Annotated in this window: 29 protein-coding genes; 15 read left to right on the forward strand and 14 right to left on the reverse strand. The window is 67.1% G+C overall.

Annotated features, from left to right (window positions below):
* The first annotated feature begins 36 nt into the window (after positions 1 to 36).
* The 5 genes from moaC (at position 37) to glp (ending at position 3,172) form a co-directional block, all read left to right on the forward strand.
* On the forward strand, positions 37 to 531 hold the full coding sequence (moaC, locus tag CEY05_RS12820; RefSeq protein ID WP_088598728.1) for a cyclic pyranopterin monophosphate synthase MoaC: 495 nt from the start codon (positions 37 to 39) through the stop codon (positions 529 to 531).
* A gap of 55 nt (positions 532 to 586) precedes the next feature.
* Positions 587 to 862 carry a MoaD/ThiS family protein gene (locus CEY05_RS12825; protein WP_088598729.1) on the forward strand — a complete coding sequence of 92 codons (276 nt, stop codon included), beginning with the start codon at positions 587 to 589 and terminating at the stop codon, positions 860 to 862.
* Between the two features lie 4 nt (positions 863 to 866).
* Complete coding sequence (locus CEY05_RS12830; protein WP_088598730.1) at positions 867 to 1,343, forward strand: molybdenum cofactor biosynthesis protein MoaE; 477 nt, start codon at positions 867 to 869, stop codon at positions 1,341 to 1,343.
* Positions 1,340 to 1,858, forward strand: coding sequence for a molybdenum cofactor biosynthesis protein B (moaB, locus tag CEY05_RS12835; RefSeq protein ID WP_088598731.1), 519 nt, complete (start codon positions 1,340 to 1,342; stop codon positions 1,856 to 1,858). The genes CEY05_RS12830 and moaB overlap by 4 nt, the downstream gene beginning before the upstream one ends.
* 75 nt (positions 1,859 to 1,933) lie before the next feature.
* A complete protein-coding gene (glp, locus tag CEY05_RS12840; RefSeq protein ID WP_088598732.1) occupies positions 1,934 to 3,172 on the forward strand; it encodes a gephyrin-like molybdotransferase Glp in 1,239 nt (412 codons plus the stop codon).
* Between the two features lie 119 nt (positions 3,173 to 3,291).
* Here the strand turns inward: glp and mobA are convergent, their stop codons facing one another.
* Positions 3,292 to 3,939, reverse strand: a complete 648-nt coding sequence (gene mobA / locus CEY05_RS12845) for a molybdenum cofactor guanylyltransferase MobA (RefSeq protein WP_088599193.1) — start codon at positions 3,937 to 3,939, stop codon at positions 3,292 to 3,294.
* Between the two features lie 193 nt (positions 3,940 to 4,132).
* Positions 4,133 to 5,248: a GTP 3',8-cyclase MoaA gene (gene moaA / locus CEY05_RS12850; protein WP_088598733.1), complete on the reverse strand. Its 1,116-nt coding sequence runs from the start codon at positions 5,246 to 5,248 to the stop codon at positions 4,133 to 4,135.
* A gap of 121 nt (positions 5,249 to 5,369) precedes the next feature.
* Here moaA and CEY05_RS12855 point away from each other — a divergent pair, with 121 nt between their 5' ends.
* A complete protein-coding gene (locus CEY05_RS12855) occupies positions 5,370 to 5,696 on the forward strand; it encodes an NAD(P)H-dependent oxidoreductase subunit E (RefSeq protein ID WP_088598734.1) in 327 nt (108 codons plus the stop codon).
* Positions 5,697 to 5,867: 171 nt separating this feature from the next.
* Positions 5,868 to 6,698 (forward strand): formate dehydrogenase accessory sulfurtransferase FdhD, encoded by an 831-nt coding sequence (gene fdhD / locus CEY05_RS12860; protein ID WP_088598735.1) that lies wholly within the window; start codon positions 5,868 to 5,870, stop codon positions 6,696 to 6,698.
* 15 nt (positions 6,699 to 6,713) lie between these two features.
* Here the strand turns inward: fdhD and CEY05_RS12865 are convergent, their stop codons facing one another.
* A complete protein-coding gene (locus CEY05_RS12865; protein WP_369825938.1) occupies positions 6,714 to 7,550 on the reverse strand; it encodes a helix-turn-helix transcriptional regulator in 837 nt (278 codons plus the stop codon).
* A gap of 124 nt (positions 7,551 to 7,674) precedes the next feature.
* On the opposite strand from CEY05_RS12865, the gene CEY05_RS12870 reads away from it, so the two are divergent.
* Positions 7,675 to 8,877 carry an MFS transporter gene (locus CEY05_RS12870; protein ID WP_088598737.1) on the forward strand — a complete coding sequence of 401 codons (1,203 nt, stop codon included), beginning with the start codon at positions 7,675 to 7,677 and terminating at the stop codon, positions 8,875 to 8,877.
* Between the two features lie 225 nt (positions 8,878 to 9,102).
* Here CEY05_RS12870 and CEY05_RS12875 read toward each other — a convergent pair whose 3' ends face one another.
* The 7 genes from CEY05_RS12875 to CEY05_RS12905 all read right to left on the reverse strand — a co-directional run bounded on the left by CEY05_RS12875 (position 9,103) and on the right by CEY05_RS12905 (position 15,210).
* Positions 9,103 to 9,570: a universal stress protein gene (locus tag CEY05_RS12875; protein WP_088598738.1), complete on the reverse strand. Its 468-nt coding sequence runs from the start codon at positions 9,568 to 9,570 to the stop codon at positions 9,103 to 9,105.
* Between the two features lie 200 nt (positions 9,571 to 9,770).
* Positions 9,771 to 10,109: a TIGR01244 family sulfur transferase gene (locus CEY05_RS12880; protein ID WP_088599194.1), complete on the reverse strand. Its 339-nt coding sequence runs from the start codon at positions 10,107 to 10,109 to the stop codon at positions 9,771 to 9,773.
* A 207-nt stretch (positions 10,110 to 10,316) separates the two neighbouring features.
* Entirely contained in the window at positions 10,317 to 11,330 is a 1,014-nt protein-coding gene (locus CEY05_RS12885; RefSeq protein WP_088598739.1) for a proline racemase family protein, read from the reverse strand.
* A 93-nt stretch (positions 11,331 to 11,423) separates the two neighbouring features.
* Positions 11,424 to 12,212: an ABC transporter permease gene (locus tag CEY05_RS12890; protein WP_088598740.1), complete on the reverse strand. Its 789-nt coding sequence runs from the start codon at positions 12,210 to 12,212 to the stop codon at positions 11,424 to 11,426.
* Positions 12,209 to 13,054: an ABC transporter permease gene (locus CEY05_RS12895; protein WP_088598741.1), complete on the reverse strand. Its 846-nt coding sequence runs from the start codon at positions 13,052 to 13,054 to the stop codon at positions 12,209 to 12,211. The genes CEY05_RS12890 and CEY05_RS12895 overlap by 4 nt, the downstream gene beginning before the upstream one ends.
* Positions 13,051 to 14,121 carry an ABC transporter ATP-binding protein gene (locus CEY05_RS12900; RefSeq protein WP_088598742.1) on the reverse strand — a complete coding sequence of 357 codons (1,071 nt, stop codon included), beginning with the start codon at positions 14,119 to 14,121 and terminating at the stop codon, positions 13,051 to 13,053. Before CEY05_RS12900 ends, CEY05_RS12895 begins: the two co-directional genes overlap by 4 nt.
* A 42-nt stretch (positions 14,122 to 14,163) precedes the next feature.
* Entirely contained in the window at positions 14,164 to 15,210 is a 1,047-nt protein-coding gene (locus CEY05_RS12905; RefSeq protein ID WP_088598743.1) for an ABC transporter substrate-binding protein, read from the reverse strand.
* 116 nt (positions 15,211 to 15,326) lie between these two features.
* Between CEY05_RS12905 and CEY05_RS12910 the strand changes: the two genes are divergently transcribed.
* The gene (locus CEY05_RS12910; RefSeq protein ID WP_088598744.1) at positions 15,327 to 16,352 is read left to right on the forward strand and encodes a GlxA family transcriptional regulator; all 1,026 of its coding nucleotides are present in this window, start codon (positions 15,327 to 15,329) and stop codon (positions 16,350 to 16,352) included.
* Positions 16,353 to 16,443: 91 nt separating this feature from the next.
* Here CEY05_RS12910 and CEY05_RS12915 read toward each other — a convergent pair whose 3' ends face one another.
* Positions 16,444 to 17,850, reverse strand: a complete 1,407-nt coding sequence (locus CEY05_RS12915; RefSeq protein WP_198952798.1) for a PLP-dependent aminotransferase family protein — start codon at positions 17,848 to 17,850, stop codon at positions 16,444 to 16,446.
* A 411-nt stretch (positions 17,851 to 18,261) separates the two neighbouring features.
* Between CEY05_RS12915 and CEY05_RS12920 the strand changes: the two genes are divergently transcribed.
* The 4 genes from CEY05_RS12920 (at position 18,262) to CEY05_RS12935 (ending at position 21,568) form a co-directional block, all read left to right on the forward strand.
* Positions 18,262 to 19,071 (forward strand): DMT family transporter, encoded by an 810-nt coding sequence (locus tag CEY05_RS12920; protein ID WP_233161550.1) that lies wholly within the window; start codon positions 18,262 to 18,264, stop codon positions 19,069 to 19,071.
* A complete protein-coding gene (locus CEY05_RS12925; protein ID WP_088598747.1) occupies positions 19,068 to 19,721 on the forward strand; it encodes a LysE family translocator in 654 nt (217 codons plus the stop codon). The genes CEY05_RS12920 and CEY05_RS12925 overlap by 4 nt, the downstream gene beginning before the upstream one ends.
* A gap of 186 nt (positions 19,722 to 19,907) precedes the next feature.
* Entirely contained in the window at positions 19,908 to 20,924 is a 1,017-nt protein-coding gene (locus CEY05_RS12930; protein ID WP_088598748.1) for an alpha/beta hydrolase, read from the forward strand.
* Positions 20,921 to 21,568, forward strand: a complete 648-nt coding sequence (locus CEY05_RS12935; RefSeq protein ID WP_088598749.1) for a GntR family transcriptional regulator — start codon at positions 20,921 to 20,923, stop codon at positions 21,566 to 21,568. Before CEY05_RS12930 ends, CEY05_RS12935 begins: the two co-directional genes overlap by 4 nt.
* Here the strand turns inward: CEY05_RS12935 and CEY05_RS12940 are convergent.
* Positions 21,529 to 22,338 carry a ChbG/HpnK family deacetylase gene (locus CEY05_RS12940; RefSeq protein ID WP_233161505.1) on the reverse strand — a complete coding sequence of 270 codons (810 nt, stop codon included), beginning with the start codon at positions 22,336 to 22,338 and terminating at the stop codon, positions 21,529 to 21,531. The genes CEY05_RS12935 and CEY05_RS12940 overlap by 40 nt on opposite strands.
* A 90-nt stretch (positions 22,339 to 22,428) precedes the next feature.
* Here CEY05_RS12940 and CEY05_RS12945 point away from each other — a divergent pair, with 90 nt between their 5' ends.
* Complete coding sequence (locus CEY05_RS12945) at positions 22,429 to 22,824, forward strand: GtrA family protein (protein ID WP_088599196.1); 396 nt, start codon at positions 22,429 to 22,431, stop codon at positions 22,822 to 22,824.
* On the opposite strand, the gene CEY05_RS12950 is transcribed toward CEY05_RS12945, so the two are convergent.
* Positions 22,784 to 24,439, reverse strand: a complete 1,656-nt coding sequence (locus CEY05_RS12950) for a glycosyltransferase family 39 protein (protein WP_088598750.1) — start codon at positions 24,437 to 24,439, stop codon at positions 22,784 to 22,786. The genes CEY05_RS12945 and CEY05_RS12950 overlap by 41 nt on opposite strands.
* Positions 24,436 to 25,425: a glycosyltransferase family 2 protein gene (locus tag CEY05_RS12955; protein ID WP_233161551.1), complete on the reverse strand. Its 990-nt coding sequence runs from the start codon at positions 25,423 to 25,425 to the stop codon at positions 24,436 to 24,438. The genes CEY05_RS12950 and CEY05_RS12955 overlap by 4 nt, the downstream gene beginning before the upstream one ends.
* A gap of 381 nt (positions 25,426 to 25,806) precedes the next feature.
* Here CEY05_RS12955 and CEY05_RS12960 point away from each other — a divergent pair, with 381 nt between their 5' ends.
* Positions 25,807 to 26,832 carry a glycosyltransferase family 9 protein gene (locus CEY05_RS12960; RefSeq protein ID WP_088598752.1) on the forward strand — a complete coding sequence of 342 codons (1,026 nt, stop codon included), beginning with the start codon at positions 25,807 to 25,809 and terminating at the stop codon, positions 26,830 to 26,832.
* Positions 26,833 to 26,834 lie beyond the last annotated feature (2 nt).

The raw sequence follows: 26,834 nt of genomic DNA on the forward strand, positions 1-26,834 counted from the left end.
CCGGGCAATTCGTTTCAAACCTTGACCACGCCCCCCATGCCAGCCACTCCGCCCACATTGAGCCACCTCGACGAATCCGGCCAGGTCCGCATGGTCGACGTCGGTGACAAATCCAGCACCGCGCGCGTCGCCATCGCGGCGGCCCGCGTGCGCCTGAACGCCACGGCCTACGGCCTGCTCACCCAGCCCGGGCGCGGCAAGGGTGAAGTGCTGAACACCGCCCGGGTGGCCGGCATGCTGGCCGCCAAGCGCTGCGCCGACCTGATTCCCCTGTGCCACAGCCTGCCCCTGTCCTTCGTCGGCGTGGATTTCGCGCTGGACGATGACAGCCATACGGTCGAGGTGCGCGCCACCTGCCGGACGGATTTCAAAACAGGCGTGGAAATGGAAGCCATGACCGCCTGCAGCGTGGCCGCCCTGACGATCTATGACATGTGCAAGGCGGCCGACAAAGGCATCGTCATCGAGCAGGTCCGCCTGGAATACAAGGCGGGGGGTAAAAGCGGCGAATGGCGGGCACCGACGGAGTAGAATCCCCGGTGGATTTCTGCCCGCCTGGGCCCGGAGGTGCGCAGTGAACAGCGCAATGAACACGACAACCGACCCCAGTTCGCCCACCATCCAGCTGCTCTACTTCGCCCGCGTGGCGGAGCTCACCGGCTGCCGTGCGGAAACCTATGCCCTGCCGCAAGGCGCATCGGTCACCGGCAGCGACCTGCTGGCGCAACTGGGCCAGCGCCATCCCGACCTGGCCGGCGCCAGCCGCCTGCGCCTGGCGGTCAACCAGACCCATGCCAAGCCCAGCGTGGTGATCCATGCCGGCGACGAAGTCGCCGTCTTCGAGCCCGTCACCGGAGGTTGATGCCATGATCGTCGTCCAGGAAGCCGACTTCGACACCGGCGCCTTGCAGTCGGCCCTGCGCGAACGCTGCGCCGGCGCGGCGGGCGCGCTGGTGACCTTCACCGGCTATGTGCGCGACTTTTCGTCCGACGACGCCACCCAGACCTTGACGCTGGAACACTATCCCGGCATGTGCGAGCGCGAACTCGAAGACATCGCGCGCCAGGCCTGCGAACGGTGGCGCGTGGTGGATTACGTCATCGTGCATCGGGTCGGCGTGCTGCCGCGCAATGCCCAGATCGTTTTCGTGGCGGCTGCCAGCGCGCACCGGGGCGACGCCTTCCACGCCTGTGAGTACATCATGGACGCGCTCAAGACGCGGGCGCCGTTCTGGAAACGCGAGACCCTGGCCAGCGGCCGCAGCTTCTGGGTCGAGCAAAAGCAAAGCGATACCGACCGCACCCGTTCCTGGGACGGTCATCCCTCGAAGGAAGCATCATGAACGACCAGAAAAACGATAAAAAACTGTCGCTCGCCTGCGCTGTGCTGACCGTCAGCGACTCGCGCACCGCAGGCAACGATACCTCGGGCAACTGGCTGGCCGAGACGCTGGCGCGCGACGGCCACGACTGCGTGCGGCGCGACCTGGTCAAGGATGACATCTACGCGATCCGCCGCATCATCAGCGACTGGATCTACGACTCCGCCGTGCAGGTGATCATCACCAACGGCGCTACCGGCTTCTCGCACCGCGATGCGGTGCCCGCCGCCGTCACGCCGCTGTTCGATATCGAGATCCCCGGCTTTGGCGAACTGTTCCGCCAGATTTCCCACGCCGACATCGGCACCTCCACGATCCAGTCGCGCGCCGTCGCGGGCATCGCCAACGACACGGTCATCTTCTGCCTGCCGGGTTCGACCAGTGCCTGCGAAGCCGCCTGGGACCACATTCTGCGCGAGCAGTTGGACAGCCGTCACAAGCCGTGCAACTTCGCCTCGCATTTCAAAAAACGATGACTCCAAGGCGGCGGGCGCCTTCCCCTCGGAGGACGCCCGCCTGCCCGAGCCGTCCCGCACACGGAACGCCGCCACATGCTGGAATTCGACGACGCCCAACGACAACTGGCGCAGGGCGCGCCCGCTCCCACCCGGACCCTGGTCGTGCCGCTGCACGAGGCCGCCGGCCTGGTGCTGGCCACCGATATCACGGCCACCCTGGACCTGCCGCCGGCCGACAACAGCGCCATGGACGGCTACGCCCTGCGCTACGAGGACTATGCCGCCGCCGGCGCCGTGCCGCCCGCCTTGCCGGTCCAGCAGATCGTCTATGCCGGCCAGGCGCCGGCCCCTCAGGCAGCGGGCCAGCTGACGCGCCTGTTCACGGGCAGCATCATGCCGGTGGGCGCCGACACCGTGATCATGCAGGAAGACACCCGGGCCGCCGAGAGCGCGGACAGCGCAGGCGCTGGCCGCATCGAAATCCTGGCCGAACCCAAGCCGGGCCAGCACGTGCGCCGGCGCGGCGAAGACGTGGCGGCCGGCCAGCCTTTGCTCGCTGCCGGCACGCGGCTGGACGCGGCGCACATCGCCCTGCTGGCCTCGCAAGGGCTGGCCGAAGTGACCGTGCATCCGGCGGTGCGGGTGGGCATCCTGACCACCGGCGATGAACTGGTGACGCCGGGCACGCCGCGCACCGGCCATCAGATCTACAACTCCAACGGTGTCATGCTGGCCGCCCTGGTCAATGGCATGGGCGCGCGCGCCACGCACGTGCTGCATGCGCGCGACGATGAAGCCAGCCTGCAGGCAGCGTTGCAGACGCTGACGGATGAATGCGACCTGGTGCTCAGCGTCGGCGGCGTTTCGGTGGGCGACAAGGACCTGGTGAAGCCGGCCCTGGAGAGCCTGGGCGCCACGCTGGCGCTGTGGAAGGTGCGCATGAAACCCGGCAAGCCGGTGGCCATGGCGCACGTGGCAGGCAAGCCCGTGGTCTGCCTGCCTGGCAATCCGGTGTCGGCCTACGCGGTATTCACCGTGCTGGTCACGCCCTTGCTGCGCCGCATGCAGGGACGCAAGGAACTGTTCCCGCAGGTCAGCTACCTGACCCTGCGCACGCCCAAGCCGCGCCACGACGCGCGCGAGGAATTCTTGCGCGTGCAGCGCGTGGTCAACGCGGGCAGCGTCGGCGAATTGGCGGTGTTCGATCGCCAGAGTTCGGGGGTGATGAGTTCCCTGCCCTGGGCCACCGGGTTGGCCCGCATTCCGGCGGGCGTGCCTGTCTACGACGGCGAGAAAGTCGCGTACTACGACTTCCGCCATTGGCAGGCCTAGGGACCTGGAGGCACAGGGTCTTAGGGTCTTAGCGTTTCAGGGTCTTGGGATCTCAGAGGCTCAGGGCCTTGGAGCCATGCCGATCCGAGAGGATCGCCAAGGCCCGGCTACAGCGACGATTACGGCTTGGCAACGCCGGCCGTGATCTTCTCCGCCTGGGCCAATTCGTCCGCCGTGTTCAGGTTCATGAACGCGGCGGCATCGCCGCAATCCACTTCGATGCAGCCGTGCGCATCCTGCCAACGATCCACCTTGCGTTCGCCTGCATCCAGATAAGCACGCAGCGCAGGCAGCAGGTCGACCGGCAACAGCATGCAGACCGATTGCCGACGACCGCCGGCATGCGCGACGGCGATGCGCGGCGCGCCTCCATGGGCCCCGGCCGTGGCGCGATCAGTGGCGCAGCCCGCCACCGCCGCATCCGTGACGCTGTCCGCGCGTAGCGCCGCCGCCAGGCGCGCGACCAGGTCCTGGGGTAGAAAGGGCGTATCGCAAGGCGCGGTCACCACCCAGGGCAAGGGACTGCCCGCCAAACCGGCCGCGATACCGGCCAGCGGTCCTTGCCAGGCACCATGCGCGGGATCGTCGGCCAGCACCGGCGCATAGCGGGCGTAGCTGTCCGCATTACGGTTGGCGCTGACCAGCAGGTGCGCCACCTGCGGCGCCAGCGTAGCGGCAACATGATCGACCAGCGGCCTGCCGCGCAACCGTACCAGTCCCTTGTCGATCTCGCCCATGCGCGCACCGCGGCCACCGGCCAGGATCAGGCCGGCGATATTGCCTCCCGCGCCCGCGGCCGGGACCGGGGATGTGGCTGGGGTCGTGCCCGAGGATGTGGCCGAGGATGTGGCCGAGGATGTGGCCGAGGATGTGGCCGGAGATGGGGCCGGAGATGTGGCCTTGGTTGCCGCCGCAGCCGCTCGTGGCCCGGAATTGCCTGCCTGCGTGCGCGGCGCCTCGTCAGCCACCGATGTAGCTCATTTCGATTTTGTGTTCGCTGGCCGCCGCGGCATCCGGCGCCGCTTGCGAACGGTGTTCTGAATAGTTGTCGGCGCGCCCTTGCCAGATGCCGGCCAGGGCCCGTGCCAGACGCGTCTCGTCGCCGGCACCCCGTATCACCGCGCGCAGATCATGGCCTTGCGTCGCGAACAGGCACAGGAACAGCCGCCCTTCGGGCGACAGCCTGGCGCGCGTACAGCCGCCGCAGAAAGCGTGCGTCACGCTGGAGATCACGCCCACCTCGCCGGCGCCGTCGGCGTAAGCCCAGCGCTCGGCCACGCGGCCCATGGCGTCGTCCACCACCGCGCGCATGGGCCAGGCCTCGTTCAGTCGCGCCACCACGTCGGCGCTGGGCACCACCTCGGCCATGTTCCAGCCGTTGGTGCTGCCCACGTCCATGTATTCGATGAAACGCAGGATATGGCCCGAACCACGAAAGTGCCGCGCCATGGGCACGATCTGGTCGTCGTTGGCGCCCTTGCGCACCACCATATTGATCTTCACCGGCGCCAGGCCGGCGGCGGCCGCGGCCTCGATGCCCTCCAGCACCTGGGCCACATCGAAATCACTGTCGCTCATGCGCGCGAACACGCCGGGATCCAGGGCGTCCAGGCTGACGGTCACCCGGTCCAGGCCCGCGGCCTTCAACGCCTGCGCCTTGCGCGCCAGCAGGCTGCCGTTGGTGGTCAGCGTCAGCTCGGGCTTGTCGCCTTCGGGCGTACGCAACTCGGCCAGCAGCGCCACCAGCGTCTCGATATTCCTGCGCAGCAGCGGCTCACCCCCCGTCAGGCGGATCTTGCGCACGCCCATGGCAACGAACACACGCGCCGCGGCGGCGATTTCCTCGAAGGTCAGCAGGTCGCGATGGGGCAGGAATTCGTGGTGCTTGTCGAACACATCGCGCGGCATACAGTAGGTGCAACGGAAGTTGCAGCGGTCCGTGACCGATATCCGCAGGTCGCGCAAAGGCCGCCCGCGGGTGTCGAGCAGGGGCTCGCCAGGCAGGGGCAGATACGCCGGCGCTGGCGCAATACCCGGCGCCTGGCGATGATCGGTGAGAAAAATCACTCTGGACATAGGAGAATCATAGCTTTTTACGGCTTGCCCGCGCCGCCGGACTTTTCTGGCTCGCCTTTTGTTTCGCGCTTGTATCCCCCTTGTTGCGCTTTTGCCCCGCTTTGCCCCACTCGCTAGCCTTATGACCACACCAGCAGCAGGCCTTTCTCGGAACGCGGATGAGCCCCAGGGCGACGGTGCCCCCGGTGCCCGCCACCGCATCGAGCTGTGCCGTGACTCCTCATGCCAGGCCATGGGCGGCGACCGGTTGGCGAATCACGTGCGCAAGAAATTGGGCTGTGAGTTCCATTCCCACAGCTGTGACGGGGTCTTTGCCCTGGAGCCGGTGGATTGTCTCGGGCTGTGCGCACGCTCGCCCGGCATGCTGATCGATGGCATCCCCTACGCCCAGCTGACGCCCCGCCGCTTCGACAAGATCCTGGACTACATCCGGAAGGCGGCGTCCTAGACCCGGCCGATACCAGGCGCCGCGGCCGGAACCAAGGGCGGCCATGATAAACACGAGGAACAAGCAGGCCGGACGCGCCCCGGCCACGGCGTGTTATATAGCCATTTCCATCCCCAGCATGAAGCTGCTGGCTGGCCAGACGAGCAGCCTGCAGCCTCTTTCCGCGACATCATGGATATCGATTCCCAAGCGCATCCGACGTGGCATTCCGCGCAAGTCCTGCGCGTGCGTGGCGGCCGGCTGCAGCCGGCACCGCAATCCGACCGGTTGGCGGAGGAAACGCCCATCGCGCTGGAGTTCAATGGCATCAGCCACGCCACCATGCTGGCGACGCCCGCCGACCTGGAAGACTTCGCCCTGGGTTTTTCCTTGACCGAGGGCATCGTGGCAAGCGCGCACGACGTCCGCGGCATCGAGTTGCGCGAAGAATGCGATGGCATCGTCGTCGAAGTGGAAATCTCCAGCGCCTGCGCCGCGCGCCTGAAGGAACGGCGCCGCGCCATGTCGGGGCGCACTGGCTGTGGCTTGTGCGGCGTGGAAACCCTGCCTGAAGTGGTACGCGACGTCGCCCCCGTGGCCGCGGCTGCTGCCCTGCCCCTGGCCGCGGTCCTGGCAGCCATGCAAGCCCTGCGCGAGCGCCAGCCCCTGCATAACGCCACCGGCGCCACGCATGCCGCGGCCTGGGCGGACGTTGATGGGCAGTTGCGCTACGTGCGCGAAGACGTCGGCCGGCATAATGCGCTGGACAAGCTGGTGGGCGCGCTTGCCCGTGCGGATGTCGATGCCGCGCAGCGCGCCGGCAGCCTGATCGTGGTTTCCAGCCGGGCCAGTTTCGAAATGGTGCAAAAAACCGCCGCCGCGGGCGTGGGCATGCTCGCCGCCGTGTCTGCCCCGACCGCGCTGGCGCAGCGCCTGTCGCGGCGCCTGGGCGTCGGCCTGATGGGCTTCATGCGCGGCGACGATGCCACGCTCTACGCCTGCCCCGAACGCATCGCCGGCTGAGGTCCGCCGAATGCCCTACCGCCGGGCCGCGGCGCGTCCGGCAGGCCCGGTGGATCGCAAATAGTCACTGGGCGCCGCCCCGAAGCTGCGCCGAAACGCCGCCGTGAACGCGCTGGGACTGTTATAGCCATGCTCCAGCGCCACCTCCAGCACCGAAGCCCCCGCCACCAGGCGCGGCAGGCTGAGCAACAGCCTGGCTTCCCGGCACCACACGCCCAGGTTCATGCCGGTCTCGCGCAGGAACAGGCGTGCCAGGGAACGCGGATGCATATGCAGCACCCGCGCCCAGCCCGCCAGGCTGACCTGCTCCGCCGGGTCCCGCACCAGGTCACGGCATAGCGCCGCCAGGCCCGCATGCGCCGGCATGGGCACGTGCAAGGACAAAGGCTGGGCCCGTTCGATCTCATCCAGCACCAGGGTCATCAAGTGCTCGTCCCGCCCACCGGTCACGTAGTCGCGCGGCAAGCCGACCGCCGCGATCACCAGCTCACGCAACAGCGGACCGACCTCGAACACCTGGCAGCTTTCCCATAAGCCGGCCCGTAAACCGGGCTCGACGAATACCGTGCGCATCGCCACGTCGCCGGCCATGACGATTTCGTGCCGGGTCCGCGGCGGCACCCAGACTGCGCGGCCAGGCGGCACGACCCAGCTGCCGCTGGCCGCCCGCACCAGCATCACACCGGAGATGGCGTACAGCATCTGCCCGCGCCTGTGGGCGTGCATGGGGATGACAGCCCCATCGGCGGGGTCCATGGCATAGGCCACCACCGGTTGCGCCGTGCGCTCGCCGTGCACCAGCGCGCGATCGCCCGCGCCGATGTCCAGCCAGTCCTGGCTGTCATCGACCACGGCAGATTCCGATTTGTCCATTTCACGACGATAAAAGTGAATCCGTAGAGAGATTTCCACGCCTCGCCTTTTTAGCATGTCCTTTCCTCAACCCAAGCGAAATAACGCAAGTGAAAGGCATCCCATGACAACGCATCACCCTTCCCCGGACCGTGTCCGCCTCGGACTCCTGACCGGCACCCACGCCGTCAACGACCTGTACCAAGGGCTGGTGCCCGCCCTGCTGCCCCTGATGGTCCTGGAGCGCGGCTACAACTACACCGCGGTCAGCGGCCTGATGCTGGCCGCCACCGGCCTGTCCAGCGTGGTGCAGCCCCTGTTCGGCCTGTATGCCGACAAGGCGCCGCGGGGCTGGCTGGTGCCGCTGGGCTTCCTGGTCGCGGCGCTGGGACTGGTGCTGGCCGGCATGAGCGGCGACAGCTATATCGCCACCTGGCTGGCCGCGGCGCTGTGCGGCCTGGGCATCGCCGCCTACCACCCTCCCGCCACCGTGGCGGCGCGCGCCGCGGGCGGCGGCTCGCAACGGGCCATGAGCGTATTCGCGGTGGGCGGCACCATAGGCGCGTCGTTCGCGCCCTTCCTGGCCAGCACGGTGGTCGGTGGCGGGGCTTTGAATCGCAGCTGGCTGCTGGCCTTGCCGGCCGTGCTGATGGCGCTGCTGTGGGTAGCCGCCAACGCGGGCAGGCGCAAGCACGGCAACACCCACGCCAAGGCCCGCAAGATCGCCGGCCATGCGGCCAATGACTGGCGCGCATTCGCCTTGTTGTGCGGCGTGATCGTCGGCTGGTCGGTTCCCTATGTCACCGTGCTGTCCATGCTGTCGCTGTATGTCACCCGCGAACTGGGCGGCGCGCCTTACATGGGCGCGGCGGCGCTGACCACCTTCACCGCCGCCGGCGCGGTCGGCACTTTGCTGGGCGGTTGGCTGGCGGACCGCTGGGGGCGCATGCCGGCCATCCGGCTGGGCTATATGCTGGCGCTGCCGGCCCTGGGTGGCCTGGCGCTGGCGCCCGATGCCGTGTGGGCATGGTGCTGCACCGGCGCGCTGGGCGTGGCCATGTTCCTGCCATTCTCGGCCCAGGTGACGTTGGCGCAGGACTATCTGCCGCGCAATCCCGCCACCGCCAGCGGCATCACGCTGGGTCTGGCCATGTCGATCGGCGGCATGGTGTCGCCCCTGTTCGGCCTGCTGGCGGACGCGCGTGGCATCCGCTATACGCTGACGTGCATCCTGGTGGTGCTGGCGGTGTCGGCCGCGCTGTCGCTGCGCATGCGCAATCGCGCCGTGTCCGCCACGGTGGGTGTGGAACGGCCCGCGCGGGCGTAAAACTAAGCACAACGCAGCGCTGAAACCGTCACCAAAGCAAGCAGGCAAAACAAAGCCCCACCCTTCATCGAAGGGTGGGGCCTATCATCCATGACACGTGCAGCACGTATGGCAGCATGGGGCGCTGCGCTTGCTGCACGTGGCCACATGGATCCGGACACGGCGGCACCGGAAGTGTCCGCCGCGTCGCGGACGGCATCGGCGGCAGACGCCGCCGGCAACGCCTTACTTTTCCTTGTCTTCCTTGACGCGGTACACCAGCACGCCGGTGTGGGCCAGCGACAGCACCTTGGCCGTCACGCTGCCCAACAGCAGGCGCGACAGACCGCTGCGGCCGTGGCTGCCGATGAAGATCAGGTCGCAGCCCGTTTCTTCGGCCGCCTGCACGATGCCGTCGGCAACATTGAAATTCGAGACCGCCCGCGAAGTCGCCTTCACCCCCGCCGTTTCGGCGCGGTCCAGGACGGATTTCAGATATCGGCTCGACTGCTCGGCCGAGGCTTTTTCATAGTCCTCGTCGGTGATGGCATAGGCAGCAGCCATGCCATCGAAGCCGATGGTCGCGGCAAAGGGCTGGGTCACATACAGCGCGACCACTTCAGCGCCCACCGAACGGGCAAAGCAGACGCCGGCGTTGGCGGCTTGGGCAGACAGCGGCGAACCGTCAGTGGGAATCAGGATTTTTTTAAACATGGTGCCTGCTCCTGGGAACTTGGAAATTTCAATTTACAGGAAAACAGCAACACGTGGATGAGCACCCACCCCGGGACAACCCCAGGGGCTGGCGCCACGGACGCTGCAGCCGGTAACCGCAGCGCCGGCCGCGGACCGCGAAGCGCCAGGGCGCCGCGCGCCTGCCAGGCCGGCGCCGCCTGCAACGGATACCCTGAATATCAGCCCTGCGCAGCCAGGAACAGGTTGGTGCAGCGCGTGCCCGAACGGCAGTAGGCCAGCACCGGCGTGGGCAAGGTGCGCAGCAACTCGCCGAAGTGAGCCACGTCCTCGGCCGTCATGGCGCCGCTGACCACGGGCTGGTATTCCACCCGCAGGCCGGCGTTCAGCGCGGCTTCCGACACTTGCGCGGCGGTGGGCTGGTCCTGGCCGCCTTCGTAGTCCGGCCGATTGATGATCACGCTCTTGTAGCCGGCGGCAGCCACGGCGGGCATGTCATCGGGCGAGAGCTGGGGAGCGACCGAGAAATCGTCGGTCAGCACGCGGACGGGAAGGGACATGATGAATTCCTTGAAGAGTCGAAAGCACGTGCCGCGCCATGCTACGGCGGCAAACATTCAATCCGACAGTATATGCAGGAAATCGCCACGCGCAGCCGGCCGCGCGGCCACCGCGCCAGGATGCGATGCCCACGCGGCAGCGGCGGCAGCGGCGCCAGCGGCGCCGGCGGCGCGGCGGGTCGGCCGCGTCCGCCATGCCGCAGCGGTTTACTTGACCAGGAACCCCGCGCCCACCGGGTCATCGCGATCGATGGTCCAGCGCGCCGTGCCCAGGATGCTGGCCGTGCCCTTGACGGTGGGACGCACGCCGCGCGTCCCGCCCAGGTCCACCTCGCCCAGCAGGCAGCCTTCGAAAGTACCGCTGCCCAGCAGGCCCTCCGACAGGATGGGCTGGTTCATGCCCATGCGGCCGCGCGCCTCGAACATCGCCATCATGGCGCTGGTGCCGGTGCCGCCAGGAGAACGGTCCAGCAAGCCATGGCTGAAGACGTGCACGTTCTTGTAGAAGGCCCCCTCGATGGTCGCCGGATGCCAGAAGGTGACGTAATTCAGGTTGTTGATGTGCTTGCGCGTGGGATGCTGCACTTTGTACTGCGCATTGAGCTGGTCGCGCGCCAGCAGGCCCAGGCGCGACAACTCGCTGCCGTTCTCGGGCGAAATGCGCAGGGCGCAGTTCGTCAGGTCGATGATGCCGAAATAGTTGCCGCCCCAGACGATGTCCGCCTTCAGGTCGCCATAGCCCGGCAACGTGACGGGCAGATCCTGCACTGCCACGTAGGCGGGCACGTTCTCGAAGCGGGTCCACAGCACCTTGTCGCCTTCCGACATTACTTCGGCCACGACCAGGCCCGCGGTGGTCTCGAAGCGGATGCGGGTCAGCCCTTCGGCGCCGCGCTGCACCAGCCCCAGGGCCACCATGGCCATGGCCACCGCGATGGTGCCGTGGCCGCACATATGCGAATACTCGGTGCCGTCGATGTAGATGAGGCCGGCGTCATAGTCGGGACTGGACGGCGGCGTCAGGAACACGCCGAACATGTCGCGATGCCCGCGCGGCTCGCGCATCAGCGCCAGGCGCAGCCAATCGTAGTTGGCTTCGAGAAAGGCACGCTTGGCCAGGATATCCGAGCCGGCGGGATAAGGAATGCCGCTATGGATGATGCACAGCGGTTCACCTTCGGTGTGGGTATAGATGACATCGAACACGTCTTGCTTGCGCATGACCAATACTCCCGGAAGAAAAAGGGATGAAGAAAGGAAAAGGAAAAGGCGGCGCGGGGTCCGCCTGGGTTCAGCGTGGATACACGCGTGGGTTCAGCGTTTTTCTGACAGCATGTCCAGTCCCACCGTGAGGTCGAGGATGACGATGATCAGCACCGCGGCAATGATGGTCGCGCCGGAGACGGCGGCGATGGTCGGATCTATCGTGTACTGCACATAGTTGAAGAGCTTGACGGGTATCGTGTTCAAGTCGGCGGTCGTATTGAAGATCGACAGTTCGACGTTGATGAAAGACGTGATGTAGGCCAGGATGGCACCCGTCACCAGCCCGGGCCGGATCCGCGGCAGCACGACCAGGAAGAAGGTCTGCCACGGTCCCGCGCCCAAGTCCGCTGACGCTTCTTCCAGCGCGCGCTGCTCCGGCGTCAACATGGCCAGCACGCTACGCAGCACGAAAGGCGCGACGATCACCGTGTGGCCGATGGCCAGCGACAGGAAGCTGCGCGTCAGCCCGAACAGCCCGCCGAATTGCAGCAAGGCCGCGCCCAGCACGATATAAGGCAACACCAGCGGCGACAGCAGCAGCGCCGAGATGGCGCCCCTGCCGGGAAAGCGGCTACGGCTCAATGCCAGGGCGGCGGGCATCGAAAGCAGCACGGCCGCCAACGTAGCCACGCCGGCCAGCGCGGCGCTGGTCAGGAATGCCGACACGTACGAGGGATCGGCCAGGAACTTGCGGTACCAGTCCAGCGTCCAGCCCTGTGGCGGGAAAGCCAGGAAAGACGTCGTGGTGACCGACGCACCCAGGATGACCACCAGGGGCAATGCCAGGTAGATCAGCGCAAGCCACGCCACCAGGCGCACGAGCATGCGGGCGATCATGCCGTCCTCCCGCCCGCCTGGCCCAGGCGATTCGCCGCGGCCACCAGGATCAAGGTGAGCACCAGCAGCACGATGCTCAATGCGCCGCCGTGATACTGGTCGAACACGCTGGCGTACTGCTGGAAGATCAGCACGGCGAGCACCGTCACCCGGCCGCCGGACAGCAAGGCCGGCGTCACGTAGGCGCTGACCGCCAGCGTCAGCACCATGATGGCGCCGCTGATCACCCCGGGCAGCGTCAGCGGCAGCGTGACGTGCAGAAAGGTCTGCCAAGGCGCGGCGCCCAGGTCGGACGAGGCCTGTTCGAGCGCGGGATCGACCCGCGCCAATGTGTTGCCCACCGCCAGCACGACAAAAGGCAGCAACACGTAGACCATGCCGATGAGTATTCCCAGCTCCGTGCCCAGGAAGCGCATGGGCCGGTCCAGCAGGCCCATGCCCTGCAGCGCGTCGTTGACCAGGCCGTTGCGGCCCAGCATGACCATCCAGCCGAAGGAGCGCACGATGTTGCTGGTGAATAGCGGCACCACCAGGATGATGATGCACGCGCGACGCCAGGCGCTCCAGCGCACGATGCGGACCAGGTACCACGCCAGGGGATAGCCCAGCAGGGTGCACACCAGAGTGGTGCCCAGGCCGATGCGAAACGTGGTGGCGATCACTTCCCAGTGGTAGCCGTCAAGCAGGATGCCCGTGTAGTTGGCCAACGTAAAGCGGCGGCCGTCGCGCGCCATCACGCTGGCCAGCGCCACCACGCACAGCGGCGCCAGGAAAAAGGCCGTGAAGAAAGCCATGGGCAGCCCCAGCAGCAGGACCGGCGCATAGCGGCGGGCGCTGGTCATGACGCATTCCCGATCAAGTGCAGGCGCGCGGGATCGAAGGCCAGCGCAACGGTAGTGCCCACCGTCAGTCCGCAATCGTCGCCCGGCATCCTGGCCTGCAGCGGCACACCCGCCGATTGCGCAAGCACCACCGTGTGGCTGCCGGCGCGTACCACGTCGGTGACACGCGCGGCGAGACGCGGCGCGCGCGCCATGCTGTCTCCCGGCATCGGAATGAGATCCTCGGGCCGGAGCACCGCCGTGCCGCGCATGGGCACCGCGCCGCTCGCAGGCAGTGACGCCACGGGCACGTCCAGCCCGGCCAATCCGGTCATGCGCAGCAGCTCGCCCTGCCGCACGAAAGGCAGCAGGTTCGCCTCGCCGATGAATTCGGCGACGAAGCGCGACGCGGGCGCACGATAGATTTGCGGACCCGTTCCCACCTGTTCGATGCGGCCACCGTTCATGACCACGATGCGGTCCGCCATGGTCATGGCCTCTTCCTGGTCATGCGTCACGAACACAAAAGCGATACCCAGGCGCTCCTGCAGATGTTTCAGTTCGAACTGCATGCGGCGGCGCAGCTTGAGGTCGAGCGCCGACAAGGGTTCGTCCAGCAACAGCAGCTTCGGCGCATTGACGATGGCGCGCGCCAGCGCCACGCGCTGCTGCTGCCCGCCCGACATGTCACGCGGGTAGCGCGCACCCATGCTTTCCAGGCCCACCATCGCCAATGCGTCCAGCGCACGCCGCCGTGCATCGGCGCGGGTGGCACCCTGGCGGCGCGGACCATATGCCACGTTCTGCTCGACGGTCATGTGCGGGAACAAGGCGTAGTTCTGGAACACCGTGTTCAATGGCCTGCGGTGCGCAGGCAGGCGACCCACGTCCTCGCCGTCGATGGCGATGCGCCCCCCGTCGACAGGCAGGAATCCCGCGATGGCGCGCAACAGCGAGGTCTTGCCGCAGCCGCTAGGCCCCAGCAGCGCGACGAATTCGCCCTGGCTCACCTGCAGATCGACGGCATCCAGCGCCTGATGCGTGCCGTAGCGCTTGCTCACGCCCTGGACGTCCAATAACACCGACATGTTCTACCGCTCCTGATGGCAACGTGGCAGGTTCAGCCTGGATCAACGCTTGGCGGCCGCGACCTTGCGGTTCCACGCATCGGTGATTTCCGCGCGGCGCGCGTTGACCTCGTTCCAGTCCAGCAGCCTCAGGTCAGCCACCGAGCCTTTCTCGCCCCACGGCAACTTGCGCGCCGTCTCCGGGGCCACCGTCACCCCTTGCACCGACGGTCCCAGGTAGAGCTTGGTGGCCAGGCAACTGGAGGCCGCCGGCGTCAGCGCGGTATCGATAAATTTCTGCGCGGCAGCCTTGTTGGGCGCGCCCTTGACCAGATGCAGGCGCGCATCGGTCGCCCACACGCCCTCTTGCGGCACCGTGAAGCCGATCGGCAGGCCTTTGTCGATGAGGTCCCAGGCGCCGACGTTGAAGTGCGCGCCGATCACCGCTTCGCCCGACTGGAAGGCATTGGTCGCGGCGCCCGAACTGTCGAAAAACAGCGCCGTGTCCAGCCTGGCCAGCCGCTCGTAAAGCGGATCCAGGTTTTTCAGGTCGACGCCCCACACCTTCGCCATGAAGAACACGAAGGGCACGCCCGCGGAATTTGCCGGCGACGGTATCGCAATGGCGCCGGCATATTCAGGCTTCCACAGGTCCTTCCAGCTCTTGGGCGGCGACTTCACTTCCTTGGTGCTGTAGGTCAGGCCCAGCGAGTAATAGCCCGTACCCACCGCGTACACCTGCGCGGCCTGGCGGTAGACGGCCTGCGGCAAGGCATGCGCCAGGTTCGGAATCCGGGCGGGATCCAGGGAGTCGAGCACGCCGGCGGCCTGCGCCAGTTCGCTGATGCCACCGTCCATCCAGGCGACGTCGATGGTCGGGGCACCCTTCTGCTGCTGCAGCTTGGCCAGCGTCGTGGTCGAGGTACCGACCTCCGGCGTCACCGTGATGCCGGTAGCCTTGGTGAACGGATCGGCGACGCAAGCCTTGAAGGCGTCGCCCCAGTTGCCGCCATACCAGGCGACCGTGATGCGCTCGGCGGCGGCGAGCGGTGCGAACAGCGTGGCGGCGACCGCGGCAGCGGACACGGCGAGACGGATGGATAAGGCCATGGCGAGATTCCCCTTGTGCTGTAGCACGGGCCTCGGACGGACCCGCGAGAACATAGTGCGCCCCCCCGGGCAAACCGGGATAGAAGACGGTGGTCAAAAACTTGAATAATTGCGACATGATCGACCGCCCGACGTCCGCCACTAAAGACCCACAGACCAAACCCTCGGGAAAACCCGAGTTATCTGTCGGCATACTGCTGCTCGACCAGTTCACGTTGGCGGCCTTTTCGGGCTTTGTCGATGCGCTGCGCCTGGCGGGCGACCATGGCGGGCTGAGCCGCCGCATCCATGCGACCTGGCGGGTGATGAGCTGGGATGGCCTGCCCAGGACTTCCAGCGCCGGCCTGACCCTGGCGGTGGACGGCGCCCTGGCGGCCGACCCGGCCGAGTTCGACTACATCGCCATCTGCGGCGGCAACGATTATCCGAACATGCACCTGCCCGCGCCTTTGCGGGACTGGCTGCACCTGGCCGTCGAACGCCGCGTGCGCCTGCTCGGCATTTGCACCGCCACGTTCGCGCTGGCGCAGGCCGGCTTGCTGGGCTCGCGTTCGGTGTGCGTCCATTGGAACGTGCTGGATGCATTCCGCGCGCGCTTTCCAGCCGTGCGCGCGACGGTGGACCAGTTGTTCATCGATGAAGGCGACCTGATCACCTGCGCCGGTTCCACCGCGGCGATAGACTTGGCGCTGTATCTGGTGGAACGCCACTGCGGCCGCGACAAGGCGCAGCAAGCGGTGCGCCACATGATGCTGCAGGGTGTGCGTCCGGCGCGCATGCCGCAGGCGCATTTCTACACCGATGTCTCCGCGATCCAGGATCTGCGCGTGCGCCAGGCCGCGCACTTCATCGAACAACGTGTGGACGACCCGCCCTCGCTGGATGCCATCGCTCGCTACGTGGGCGTGGGCCGGCGCCAACTCGAACGCGCCTTTCAACAGGCGCTTGGCGTCAGCCCCATCGCGTTCCGGCGCGATCTGCGCCTGCAGTACGGGCGCTGGCTGCTGGAACAAAGCGGGCTACCCGTGACCCAGGTAGCGCTGGATTGCGGCTTCGCCGACGGCGCGCACTTCGCCCGCGAATTCCGCGGCCGTTTCGGTGTCACGCCACGGCAATACAAACGGACGCGCATGGCGTCCTGAGAACGGCGGCGAGCACGGCCACGCAAGGCCCCCCGGCGGGCGGCAAGGGGTCCGCAAGGCGTTCGCGACAGGCCCACACGAAGCGCACGCCTCAGGCCTGCTCGCCACGCGGTCCCATCAACGCCGCCACCTGCTTCCACACCGTCTGGTTGTCCGCCATGCTGACCGTGAAGCGCATATACGTCGACGGTGCCTGGGTCGGCGAGAACAGCGTGCCGGGCGCCAGCAGCAAGCCTTGTTCGGCCGCCGTGCGCGCCAGCGATTCCGAATCGCGTCCGCAGTCGGCCCACACGAACATGCCCGCCTGCGGGGCGTGCGGAATCTGGAAGCCCAGCCGCAACAGCTGCCGCATGCAGCGCTCGCGCGCCTCGTCCACCCGATTGCGCACGCGCTCCATGTGCAGGCGGTACTGTCCCTCCGCCAGGATGCGGTGCACCACTCTCTCGCCCAATTCCGACGAGGTCAGGCCGGACAGCATCTTCAGGTCGGTCAGCTGCTGCTGGATGGCCGGCGCCGCCGCCACATAGCCGACGCGCAGGCTGGCCGCCATCATCTTGGAAAAACCGCCGACGAAGATCACGCGCTGCAGGCGGTCCAGCGTCGCCAGGCGCATGGCCTTGCCGGGATGCAGCTCGGCATAGGTGTCGTCCTCGACGACCATGAAGTCATGCTTCTCGGCAATGCGCAGCACGTCGTAGACGGCGCCGGCCGGCAGGCTATGGCCGGTTGGATTGTGCACGGCGCTATTGACGATGAACAGCTTGGGCTTGTGTTGCGCGGCCAAGCGCTCCAGGGCGGCGATGTCGTAGCCGTCCCGCGTGCGCGGCACACCCACCACCCGCGCGCCGAACGCGGCCAGGCGGCCGAAGACCAGGAACCAGGCGGGATCCTCGACCAGCACCGTGTCGCCGGGTTGCACCAGCAAGCGTGCGATCAGGTCCAGGCCTTCGGTGACACCGGCGGTGGTCAGCAGGTTTTCGTCGGGGTGCGCGGGGATGTCCATGCCTTGCAGTTGCGCCGCCAGCTGCTGGCGCAGGGCCGGCAGGCCTTGCGGATGGCCGTAGCTCACGAGGTTGCCGCGCACGCTGCGCCCGACCGCGCGTACCGCGCCGGCCACCATTTCCGGGTCCAGCCATTCGGGCGGCAGCAGGCCGGCGCCGCCCGGCATGCCCGGGGTGGCCGATTCGCGGAACATGCTGCGCAGCAGCCAAGCGATGTCGATGCGCGCCGGGGCGTGCGGCGCTTGCGGGACGGGAAGCGGTTGCGGCGGCAAGGCGCGCGGGGCCACGAAGAACCCGGCGCCACGGCGCGAGTTGACCAGGCCGCGGGCGGCCAGTTTCTCGTAGGCCTCGACCACGGTGAAGCGGCTCACGCCGGCCTGGCCGGCCATGGTGCGTATGGAGGGCAGGCGCGCACCGGGACGCAAGACATCGTCCTCGATGCGCCGCGCCAGGTCGGCCGCCAGCTGCGTCGCCAACGTCGCATCGGCGCCGCGCACCGGCTGCCAGGAGAGAGAAGTGTTCATGGTTGTCAGGGTAAGAAAAACGTCCGCCCGCGTCGCCGCAAGCGCCAGCCCCTCAGGAGCCGGACGCAACTGTCATGGGTAAACGACCAGGCCAGTTCTCAGAGTTATCTGAGAAAGTGTACCGGTACTGTACCGCACACCTTACGTAGAGTGTCAGGTATACAGGCGAACCGGCAATCCGGATTCGCCCTGATGCCGGAGACACGCATGCCATCCCCCACTTCATCCCTGCCCGCCGGGCCAAATACCTTAGCCGTCGCCTCAGCCACCGGGCCTGCCACCAGAGCCGCCGTTGGCGCAGCCATCGCCAGTCTTGCCCCGTCCCGCTGGGAAGGCTACGGCTACGGCCTCATCGGCGTCCTGATCTTCAGCCTCACCCTGCCCATGTCGCGCATCGCCGTGGCCGAGCTGCATCCCCTGCTGGTCGGGCTGGGCCGCGCGCTGGCCGCGGCGGTGCCGGCCATCCTCATGCTGTGGCTGACCCGCAGCCGCCGCCCCACCCGCAAGGAATGGCGCGCGGTCATCCTGGCGGCGCTGGGCGTGGTGCTGGGCTGGCCGCTGGCCTCGACGCTGGCCATGCGCACGGTGCCATCGGCCCACGGCGCGGTCATCAACGGCCTGCTGCCGCTGTGCACCGCCGCGTTCGCCGCCCTGGGCACGGGCGAACGCCCCTCCGGCCGCTTCTGGCTGTGGGCACTGGCGGGCGCCGCGTTGGTGGTGGGCTTTGCACTGCGCGAAGGCGGCGGCACCCCGCAACCCGGCGACCTGTGGCTGCTGCTGGCGGTACTGCTGGGCGGCATGGGCTATGCGCAGGGCGCCCAAGCGGCCCGCACGCTGGGCGGCTGGCGCACCATCTGCTGGGCACTGGCCATCAGCGCGCCCTTCATCGCCGTGCCGGTGGGCTGGCTGGCCTGGCAGGCGCCGGCCGCGCCTACCCCGATGGCCTGGCTGGCCCTGGGCTATCTGGCGTTCTTCTCGATGTTCATCGGTTTTTTCGCCTGGTATCGCGGCCTGGCGCAAGGCGGTATCGCCAAGGTCGGGCAGGTGCAGCTGCTGCAACCCTTCCTGACGGTCGTGGCCGCGGCCCTCTTCTTCCAGGAAGCGGTGCCGCCCAGCACCTTGATATGCGCGCTGGCCGTGATCGCCGTCATCGCCGCCGGCCGCCGCGCCGCCGTGCGGGGAGCGCGTCCATGAACCACTTCGCCACGACCATCCCGCTGCTTTCCGGCGGACTGCTGGGCCCCCTGGCGCTGTTCGCGCTGGTCAGCTCCATCACGCCGGGACCGAACAACGTCATGCTGGCCGCTTCCGGCCTGAATTTCGGCTTCCGCCGCACCTTGCCGCACTTGCTGGGCGTGTGCATCGGCTTCTCGCTGATGATCCTGCTGGTGGGCGCCGGCCTGGGGGCGGTCTTCCAGAGCGCGCCGGTGCTGTACACCGTGCTGAAGTATGCCGGCGCGGCCTATCTGCTGTACCTGGCCTGGAAGATCGCCCGGGCGGGCGAACTGGGCGAAGGCGGCGGCCGCGCCCGGCCCATGACCTTCCTGCAGGCGGCCGCATTCCAATGGGTCAATCCCAAGGCGTGGGTCATGGCGGTGGGGGTGGCGGCGGCCTACATTCCCGCCAACGGCTTCTATGCGAACCTGCTGATCGGCACACTGGTCTGCGGCATCATCAACCTGCCCAGCATCGGAGTATGGGTGATGTTCGGCAGCTCGCTGCGCGGTTTGCTGCGCCAGCCGGCCGCCGTGCGCATCTTCAATGGCGGCATGGCGATGCTGCTGGTCGGGTCCCTGTATCCAGTGGCGCTGGACCTGGCGCATGCCGTGGCGGGCGGAAACTGAAGCGCAGACCCGAATCAGGCATGCAAGCAGGCCATGCATCCCGCGCAGTGCGGACGGTATACGGATAGACCGCGCCAGAAACGGGTAGACACGGGTAGATACCTGCCCGTGCGCGCCAGCGCTTATGATGGCTGACCGCTGGCGCCGGCCCGGGAACCTGGGCGCCGCGCAACGGTCTACCTTGATATGCGCCCGCAAACACGCCCGCACCCTCGCCGGTTCCCCCGCGTTCCCTTCCGCGCCCTCCTGGCGCTGGCCCTGCTGGCCGGCGCCTGCACGTTCGGCTGGATCAAGCTGGATGCCTGGCAGCGCCAGGCGATTTTCGCCTCCGCCACCGGCGACCGGCCCTGGTTTCGCGACCCGCCGGCCGGCACCGAAGTCTTCGACCTGGACGTGGCGCCGGGCCAGAAAGTCCATGCCTGGTATTACAAGAGTCCCAATCCGCAGGCGGCCACCGTGCTGTATCTGCATGGCGCACGCTGGAACCTGAACGGCAGCGCCTTCCGCATGACGCGCTGGACGGAAATGGGCTATTCGGTGCTGGCGATCGACTATCGCGGTTTCGGCGAGTCCACGCCGCTGCTGCCTTCGGAAAGCACGGCTGGCGCCGACGCCGCCGCGGGCCTGCGCGAACTGGCGCGACGCCAACCCGATCCCGCGCGCCGTTTCATCTACGGCCACAGCCTGGGCGGCGCCATCGCCATCGACCTGGCGACGCGCAAGGACGCCCCGCCTTACGCCGGGCTCATCGTCGAATCCACCTTCACCAGCATCAGCGCCATGCTGGGTACGCTGAAGTATGGCTGGGTCCCCGGCGCCGGGCTGCTGGTCACGCAGCCTTTCGATTCCATCGATAAAGTGGCGGCGTTGCGCACGCCCGTGCTGTTCATGCATGGCACCGCGGATTCCGTCATCCCGCACACCATGAGCGACCAGCTTTATGCCGCCGTGCGCAATGTGGCGCCGCCGCTGAAACGCCTGGTGAAGATAGAAGGCGCCACGCACTCAGGCGCCGTGCGCAGCGGCGAGGTCTATGACCACGCCGTGGAATCCTTCATACGCGCGGCCCGCGCGGCGTATGGGACGCCGCGGCAGGCGACCCAGGCCGGTCCCCAGGCCTGGGGTACGATACCCGCCGCGATACCCACGGCAAAACCCACGCCCACCGGTGGATCCACGCCCAACTTCCCTCCCCCCGCATGACCGCCCCTCCCAAACGCCGCGCCGCCGACATTGCCTACGATGCCATCGAAAGCATGCTTGCCACGCTGGAATTGCAGCCCGGCAGCGCCGTGGTCGAGGCCGACCTGGTGCAGCGCACGGGCCTGGGCCGCACGCCCCTGCGCGAAGCGTTGCTGCGCATGGTGGCCGCCGGCCTGATCCGCCAGGAACCGCGCCGCGGCCTGCGTGTGTCGGATGTGCAACTGGCGGACCACCTGGACCTGATCCAGACCCGCCGCGCCCTGGAACAGTTGATCGCCGCGGCGGCGGCACGGCGTGCCACGCCACCGCAACGGGAACAGATCCTGGCCTGTGCCACGGGCATGATCCACGCCGCGGAAGGCGGCAACCTGGACGACTACATGCAGGCCGACCAGCGGCTGGACCATGTCTGCCACGACGCCTGCCGCAATGCCTCGGCGGTCAACGCGGTGGAGCCTTTGATCATCCAGTGCCGCCGCTTCTGGTACGCCTACCAGCACGAAGGCGATATCGTCGAAGGGGCCCGCCGCCACATGGCCATGGCCGCGGGCATCGCGGCCGGTGATACCGCAGCCGCGATCGCCGGTGCCGATTTGCTGATGGATTACCTGGAAGCGTTCACGCGCAAGGTCATCGACGCCTGATCACCGCCCGGCGGCTGCCGCGTGATGCGCAGCCCTTCGCGCAACAGGGTCTCGGCGAAACCCGCATCGTTCAGCACCTGGAATTCGGCGCCGCGTTGCGCCGCCATTGCCGTATCGCCCGGATGAGGCATGGCGGGATGGCACATCAGCAGATCGCCATCGCGCATGTTTTGCAGCCACAAGGGCAACAACGCCGCATAGGCGTCACTGCCGCCCTGGAAGTCATAGACCCCCAGCAAGCGATGATTGCTGCGCAGGCCGGCGGCCGCGGCCGCACGGCTGAAGCGATACGCGCCCAGCACGCCAATGACGTGGGCCTTCCAGCGCAACGCGGCAGGCAGGCCCGTCTGCCTGCCAGGCGCCGAACAGCGCACCCACGGCGCCGCCGCGCCATAGCGGCGCGCGATGGTCGCCAGCAGGGCGTCGCGTATCTGCGGCAACTGGTGCACGTGCTGATGGCCGTCGACGAAATCCGGACGGCGTCCCATGGCAGCTTCGAAGGCGTCCAGCTGACGCTCGATCTGGCGCGTCACGCGCGGCACATCCAGGGTGCGGGCATAGCTGCGCGCGATCAACTGCGACAGCGGCAGGTACAAGCCCGGCTGGCCCAGGGCTTCGGTGAAATTCAAATGCAGGCCGGCATCCACGTCCAGTTCCGCCAGGCCGCGCGCGTGCTGCTGAAAGGCGGGCGCATGCGTCATGCAACCGACGGCGCTCAGCCGGCGCTTGCGGGCCAGCACGAGTACGCCCTCGTTGATCGCTTCGTTCATGCCAAAATCGTCGGCACAGACGATAATTCGACGCGTGCCGCTTGCGCCGTTGCCATTGCCACTATCATCGCGGCCGGAGATTTTTTTCACATGCGCGTCCTGATCCGACAACTGAGCTGGTTCATCATCGTTGGCTGCGCGGCGGCCGCTACCCATTGGCTGGTAGCGGTAGGCTGCGTGCGCGGCCTGGGCCTGCAACCGCTGTGGGCCAATGTCGCGGGTTGGGCCGTCGCCTTCGTAGTGTCGTTCAGCGGTCATTTCCTGCTTACCTTCCGGCATCAAGCCGGTGCCTGGCATGAAGCGGCGCGCCGCTTCTTCTTCGTATCGGCAGGCGGCTTCGTCATCAACGAACTTTCCTACGCCTGGTTATTGCACCATACCGAGGTGCGATACGACATCCTGCTGGGGGCCGTCCTGGTAGGCATCGCCGTACTCACTTTCCTGGTCAGCCGTTTGTGGGCGTTCCGGCGCAGTGCTGCCGCTTGAAGGTGTCGCCGATTTCGACGTACCACAGCGCCCCTTTGCGCGCCGCATAACGCGGCGTCTGGCCCTGCAATATCTTATCCCGGTCACTGCTTTCGCTGGGATCGGCCCAGATCCAGAAGCCCTGGCCGTCAGGCGCCGCGCACATCCGCCGCTGCATTTCCGCTTCGGATATCAGGGCCTCGCGCATGGCGGCCTGGTCGAACTGACCCGCGTCATACAGTTCCTTGCGCCAGTTGTCCCGTTTGGCGATATCGGGGCGATTCCAATCCTCCACCACCCACACCGCGTTGCGGCTGCGTAGCGTCATGGGCAGGTCGTACGGAAAGTAGCGCAGCGCGATCAGGGTGTCGCCAGGCCGGAACTCAGGCCGAGCCTGCAGCCCGATGCCCACGTTGTTCGGCTTGGCGTAGTGCGTGGCCAGCAGGTTGGCCACGACGCACATCACTGCCGCGCTGGACAAGGTCAGGGCAAAGGCGCGGGTGCGGCGATCGGAACGCTTGTCGGCGCGCATCATGGCCACCACGATGACTTCGGCCACCAGCGCCGCCAAGGCTGGCAACACCGGCTGGATATACCCTACCAGCTTGGATGCGGGGATCGAGAAAAACACCAGGATCACAAGCAGCCAGCACAGCATCAGCCAGCGCACATCCGCGGCCCGGACCGCTTGCGGGTTGGCGGCCTGCGAGTTGTCGTCCGCCGCGGTGCGCGCGGCAACGGGATTGCCCCAGAACGCCTTGCGCAAGGCACCGCCCAGCCACAGCGTCCAGGGCAGCGCCAGCCCCAGCATCACCGGTACGTAGAACCAGAAAGGCTGCATATTGTTGAAGCCCGTCTCGGTGAAACGCTCGAACTGCTGGTAGACGAAGAAATAATGCAGGAAATCCGGGAAGCGCTGCTGCATCACCCAGAACCAGGGCAGCGCCACCGCCAGGAACACCACGATGACGGGCGGCCACAACAACACGGCCAGGCCGCGCCAGCGGCGCCGCAGGATGATCCACAGGACCAGCACGGCGCCCGGCAGCACCACGCCGATCAGGCCCTTGGCCAGCACCGCAAGACCCGCCAGCAGGCCGGCCGACACCGACAGCGTGTGATACGGCTGGCCGGCGTCGGCGCGCAGCACCGCCGTGGCACCGGCGAGTATGGTCATGCCGATCAAGGCGGCCACCAGCATGTCCAGATTGGCGTACTGCGCGCTGCCATAGAAGAACGGCTGCGTCAGCAGGGCCAGCAGGCCGATCAGGGCGGTGCCTTCGCCACGCCAGCGGCGCAGGAAGAAATACAAAGCCATCGCCACGCCCCAGGCCGCCAGCAGGGAAGGCAGGCGCGCCGCCCACACGCTGGGGCCGAACACGCTATAAGCGGCTTCGGCCAACCAGTAATAGAGCGGGGGTTTGTGGAAGAACGGCATGCCGTTCAAGGTGGGCACGACGTGCGCGCCGCGGCTCAGCATTTCCCAGGCGACACCCCCATAACGCCCCTCATCGGGCAGGGTGAGCGGACGCAGCCAGGACAGCCAGAGCAGCCATGCGCCCGAGCCAAAGAAAATCACCGCGCGAGGTGGCGCGGTCAGCAGGCGCCGCCAGGCGCCTGTACCAGTACTTGTCATTTGGCAGTTGGTTTCTCGGTGAAGACCTTACCGCGCTGCTCACGCACGACATATAGCGGCCGTCCCTTCACTTCGTCGAATATGCGGCCGACGTACTCACCCACCACACCCAGCGACAACATATTGATCCCGGCAAAGAACATCAGGGCAGCCACGATGGTCGTCCAACCGGACAAGGGATTTCCATACAGCAGGAAATCCGCCACCAGGTAGCAACCGTACGTGAACGAGAGCAGCGCGAACAACATGCCTATCATACTGACTACGCGCAGCGGCCAGGTGGTGAACGCGGTCAGGCCGGCGAACGCCAGCTTGAACAGCTGCCGCCCGTTGAAATTGCTGGCGCCATGCGCGCGGTCGGCGGGGGTGTAAGGCAACGCCTCGGTCTTGAAACCGACCCAGGCGTACAGGCCTTTCATGAAACGCGTACGTTCGGGCAGCGCGTTCAGCGCCTGCACCACGCGGCGGTCCATCAGGCGGAAGTCGCCCGCATGGGCCGGCACCTGCACACGGCGGCCATTGCTGAGCAGCCGGTAGAACATCTTCGCGCCCACCCGCTTGGCCCATGGCTCGTCGTCGCGGTTTTCGCGCACGGCATAGACCATATCGGCGCCGGCACGCCAGCGTTCCAGCATTTCAGGGATCAGCGCGGGCGGGTGTTGCATATCCGCATCCAGGCAGATCACGACGTCCCCGGAGGCTGCTTCCAGCCCGGCGCTGAGCGCGGCTTCCTTGCCGAAGTTGCGCGAAAGCTGCACGTAGCGGATGCCGTCCACGGCGGTCCACTCGCGCATCATTTCGGGCGTGCCGTCGGTGCTGCCGTCGTCGGTCACCACCACTTCCCAGGACGTGCAGAGACGGCTGAGCATCGTGATGAGCGCAGGCAGCAACACGCGCAGGTTGGCGCTTTCATTCAGGCAGGGGACGACACATGAAATACGGATGTCGTCGAGGTTTTCAGACCGCGGCGTCACATCCGGCAACATGCTGGGCAGTAGGGCGCTGGTTCGGGATTCGATATGCATGGTTCACCGCAAGGTAAATGACTGCAGGTCGGCAGTATCTGTGCAACCCCGTTGAATTTTCATCAAACGCTTAAACAACGGCATTTTCTACACAGTTCAATCTGCAAGCCCCTAAACGCGACACACTGTATCCAGATGCTACGGGTGGCGTTACTACTGCCTGCACATCGTTTCAATACCTCTCCGAACCCGTGAAATCCCCTACCGCCCCATGTGGCGGGCAGGCGGAGGGATTTCACTCCGGACGACACCTACAGCCGTTGGCCATTTTTCCCGCAACGCACAAGACATCGCGCGGGAACCAGATGGCTTTTTCTCAGGCTTACCTATCGATCCGGCACTATGGAACCCACATCCGATGCGGCGCCCTACGACGCCCCCAGCGCTTTGAACCATCTCAGGCACGCACGGCGTATCGCCGTGCTCATGGCGCCCCGCCTGGGCGACAGCCTGCTGATGATGAACATGGCATATAACCTGACGACCCACGGCCGCGAGGTGACGGTGTTCGGCGACTACATTCATGCACTGCGGGAATGGTTTCCCGGCATGGACGTGCGGCCGTCGCTGCCCGAAGCCCAGGCTGGCGCAATGTTGTCGAGTGACAACAGCGCCGGCTTCGACTGCGCCGTGCAGATGCATAAGGGTTGGCCCTATTCCCTGCATCCCTACGCGCCTGCCTACTGCTACTACGACGGCCACGTCACGATCACCGGCAAGGACTTCATCAAGCTGGAGCAGATCCGCGACTTTTGCCAGGACGACATCGGGCTGGCTTGTCCCGGTGTCGACAATGGCCTGCGGGTGCCGCCGAAACTGCAGACGCGCAAGTACATGCGCCGGATAGCGATACATCCCACGTCGACCAGCGCGCAGCGCTGCTGGGCGCCCCGCCACTTCGTTGAACTGGGCTTGCGGCTGCAGCGCGAGGGTTATGACCCCTATTTCATCCTGGCGCCCGCTGAGCGCGATCGCTGGAACTGCCTGGCCGAAAACGGCCTGGCACTACTGCACGCGGCGCGGCTGGCGGACGTGGCGGCGTTCATCCACGAGTCAGGCTGGTTCATCGGCAATGAATCCGGCATCGGCCACCTCGCGTCCAATGTCGGCGTGCCTACCCTGACGGTGACAGGACGGCCCACCCGCACACGCGCATGGCAGCCGGCCTGGGCCAGATCACGCATCGTCTATCCGGGGTATATCATCGGCGGGCGCTGGCGCGACCAGTACTGGCGCGAGTGGCTGTTTCCGGGTCATGTGCTATATGCCTTCAAGCGCCTGATGCGGGACTGCGCGGGCGACACCCAGCCCGTGCAACCGCCTGCCTTCCGGATGCTTCGGCCCACCGATCGCGGCCGCCTTGAATGAAT

The sequence above is a fragment of the Achromobacter sp. HZ34 genome (assembly GCF_002209485.1).
GTDB lineage: Bacteria > Pseudomonadota > Gammaproteobacteria > Burkholderiales > Burkholderiaceae_B > Bordetella_C.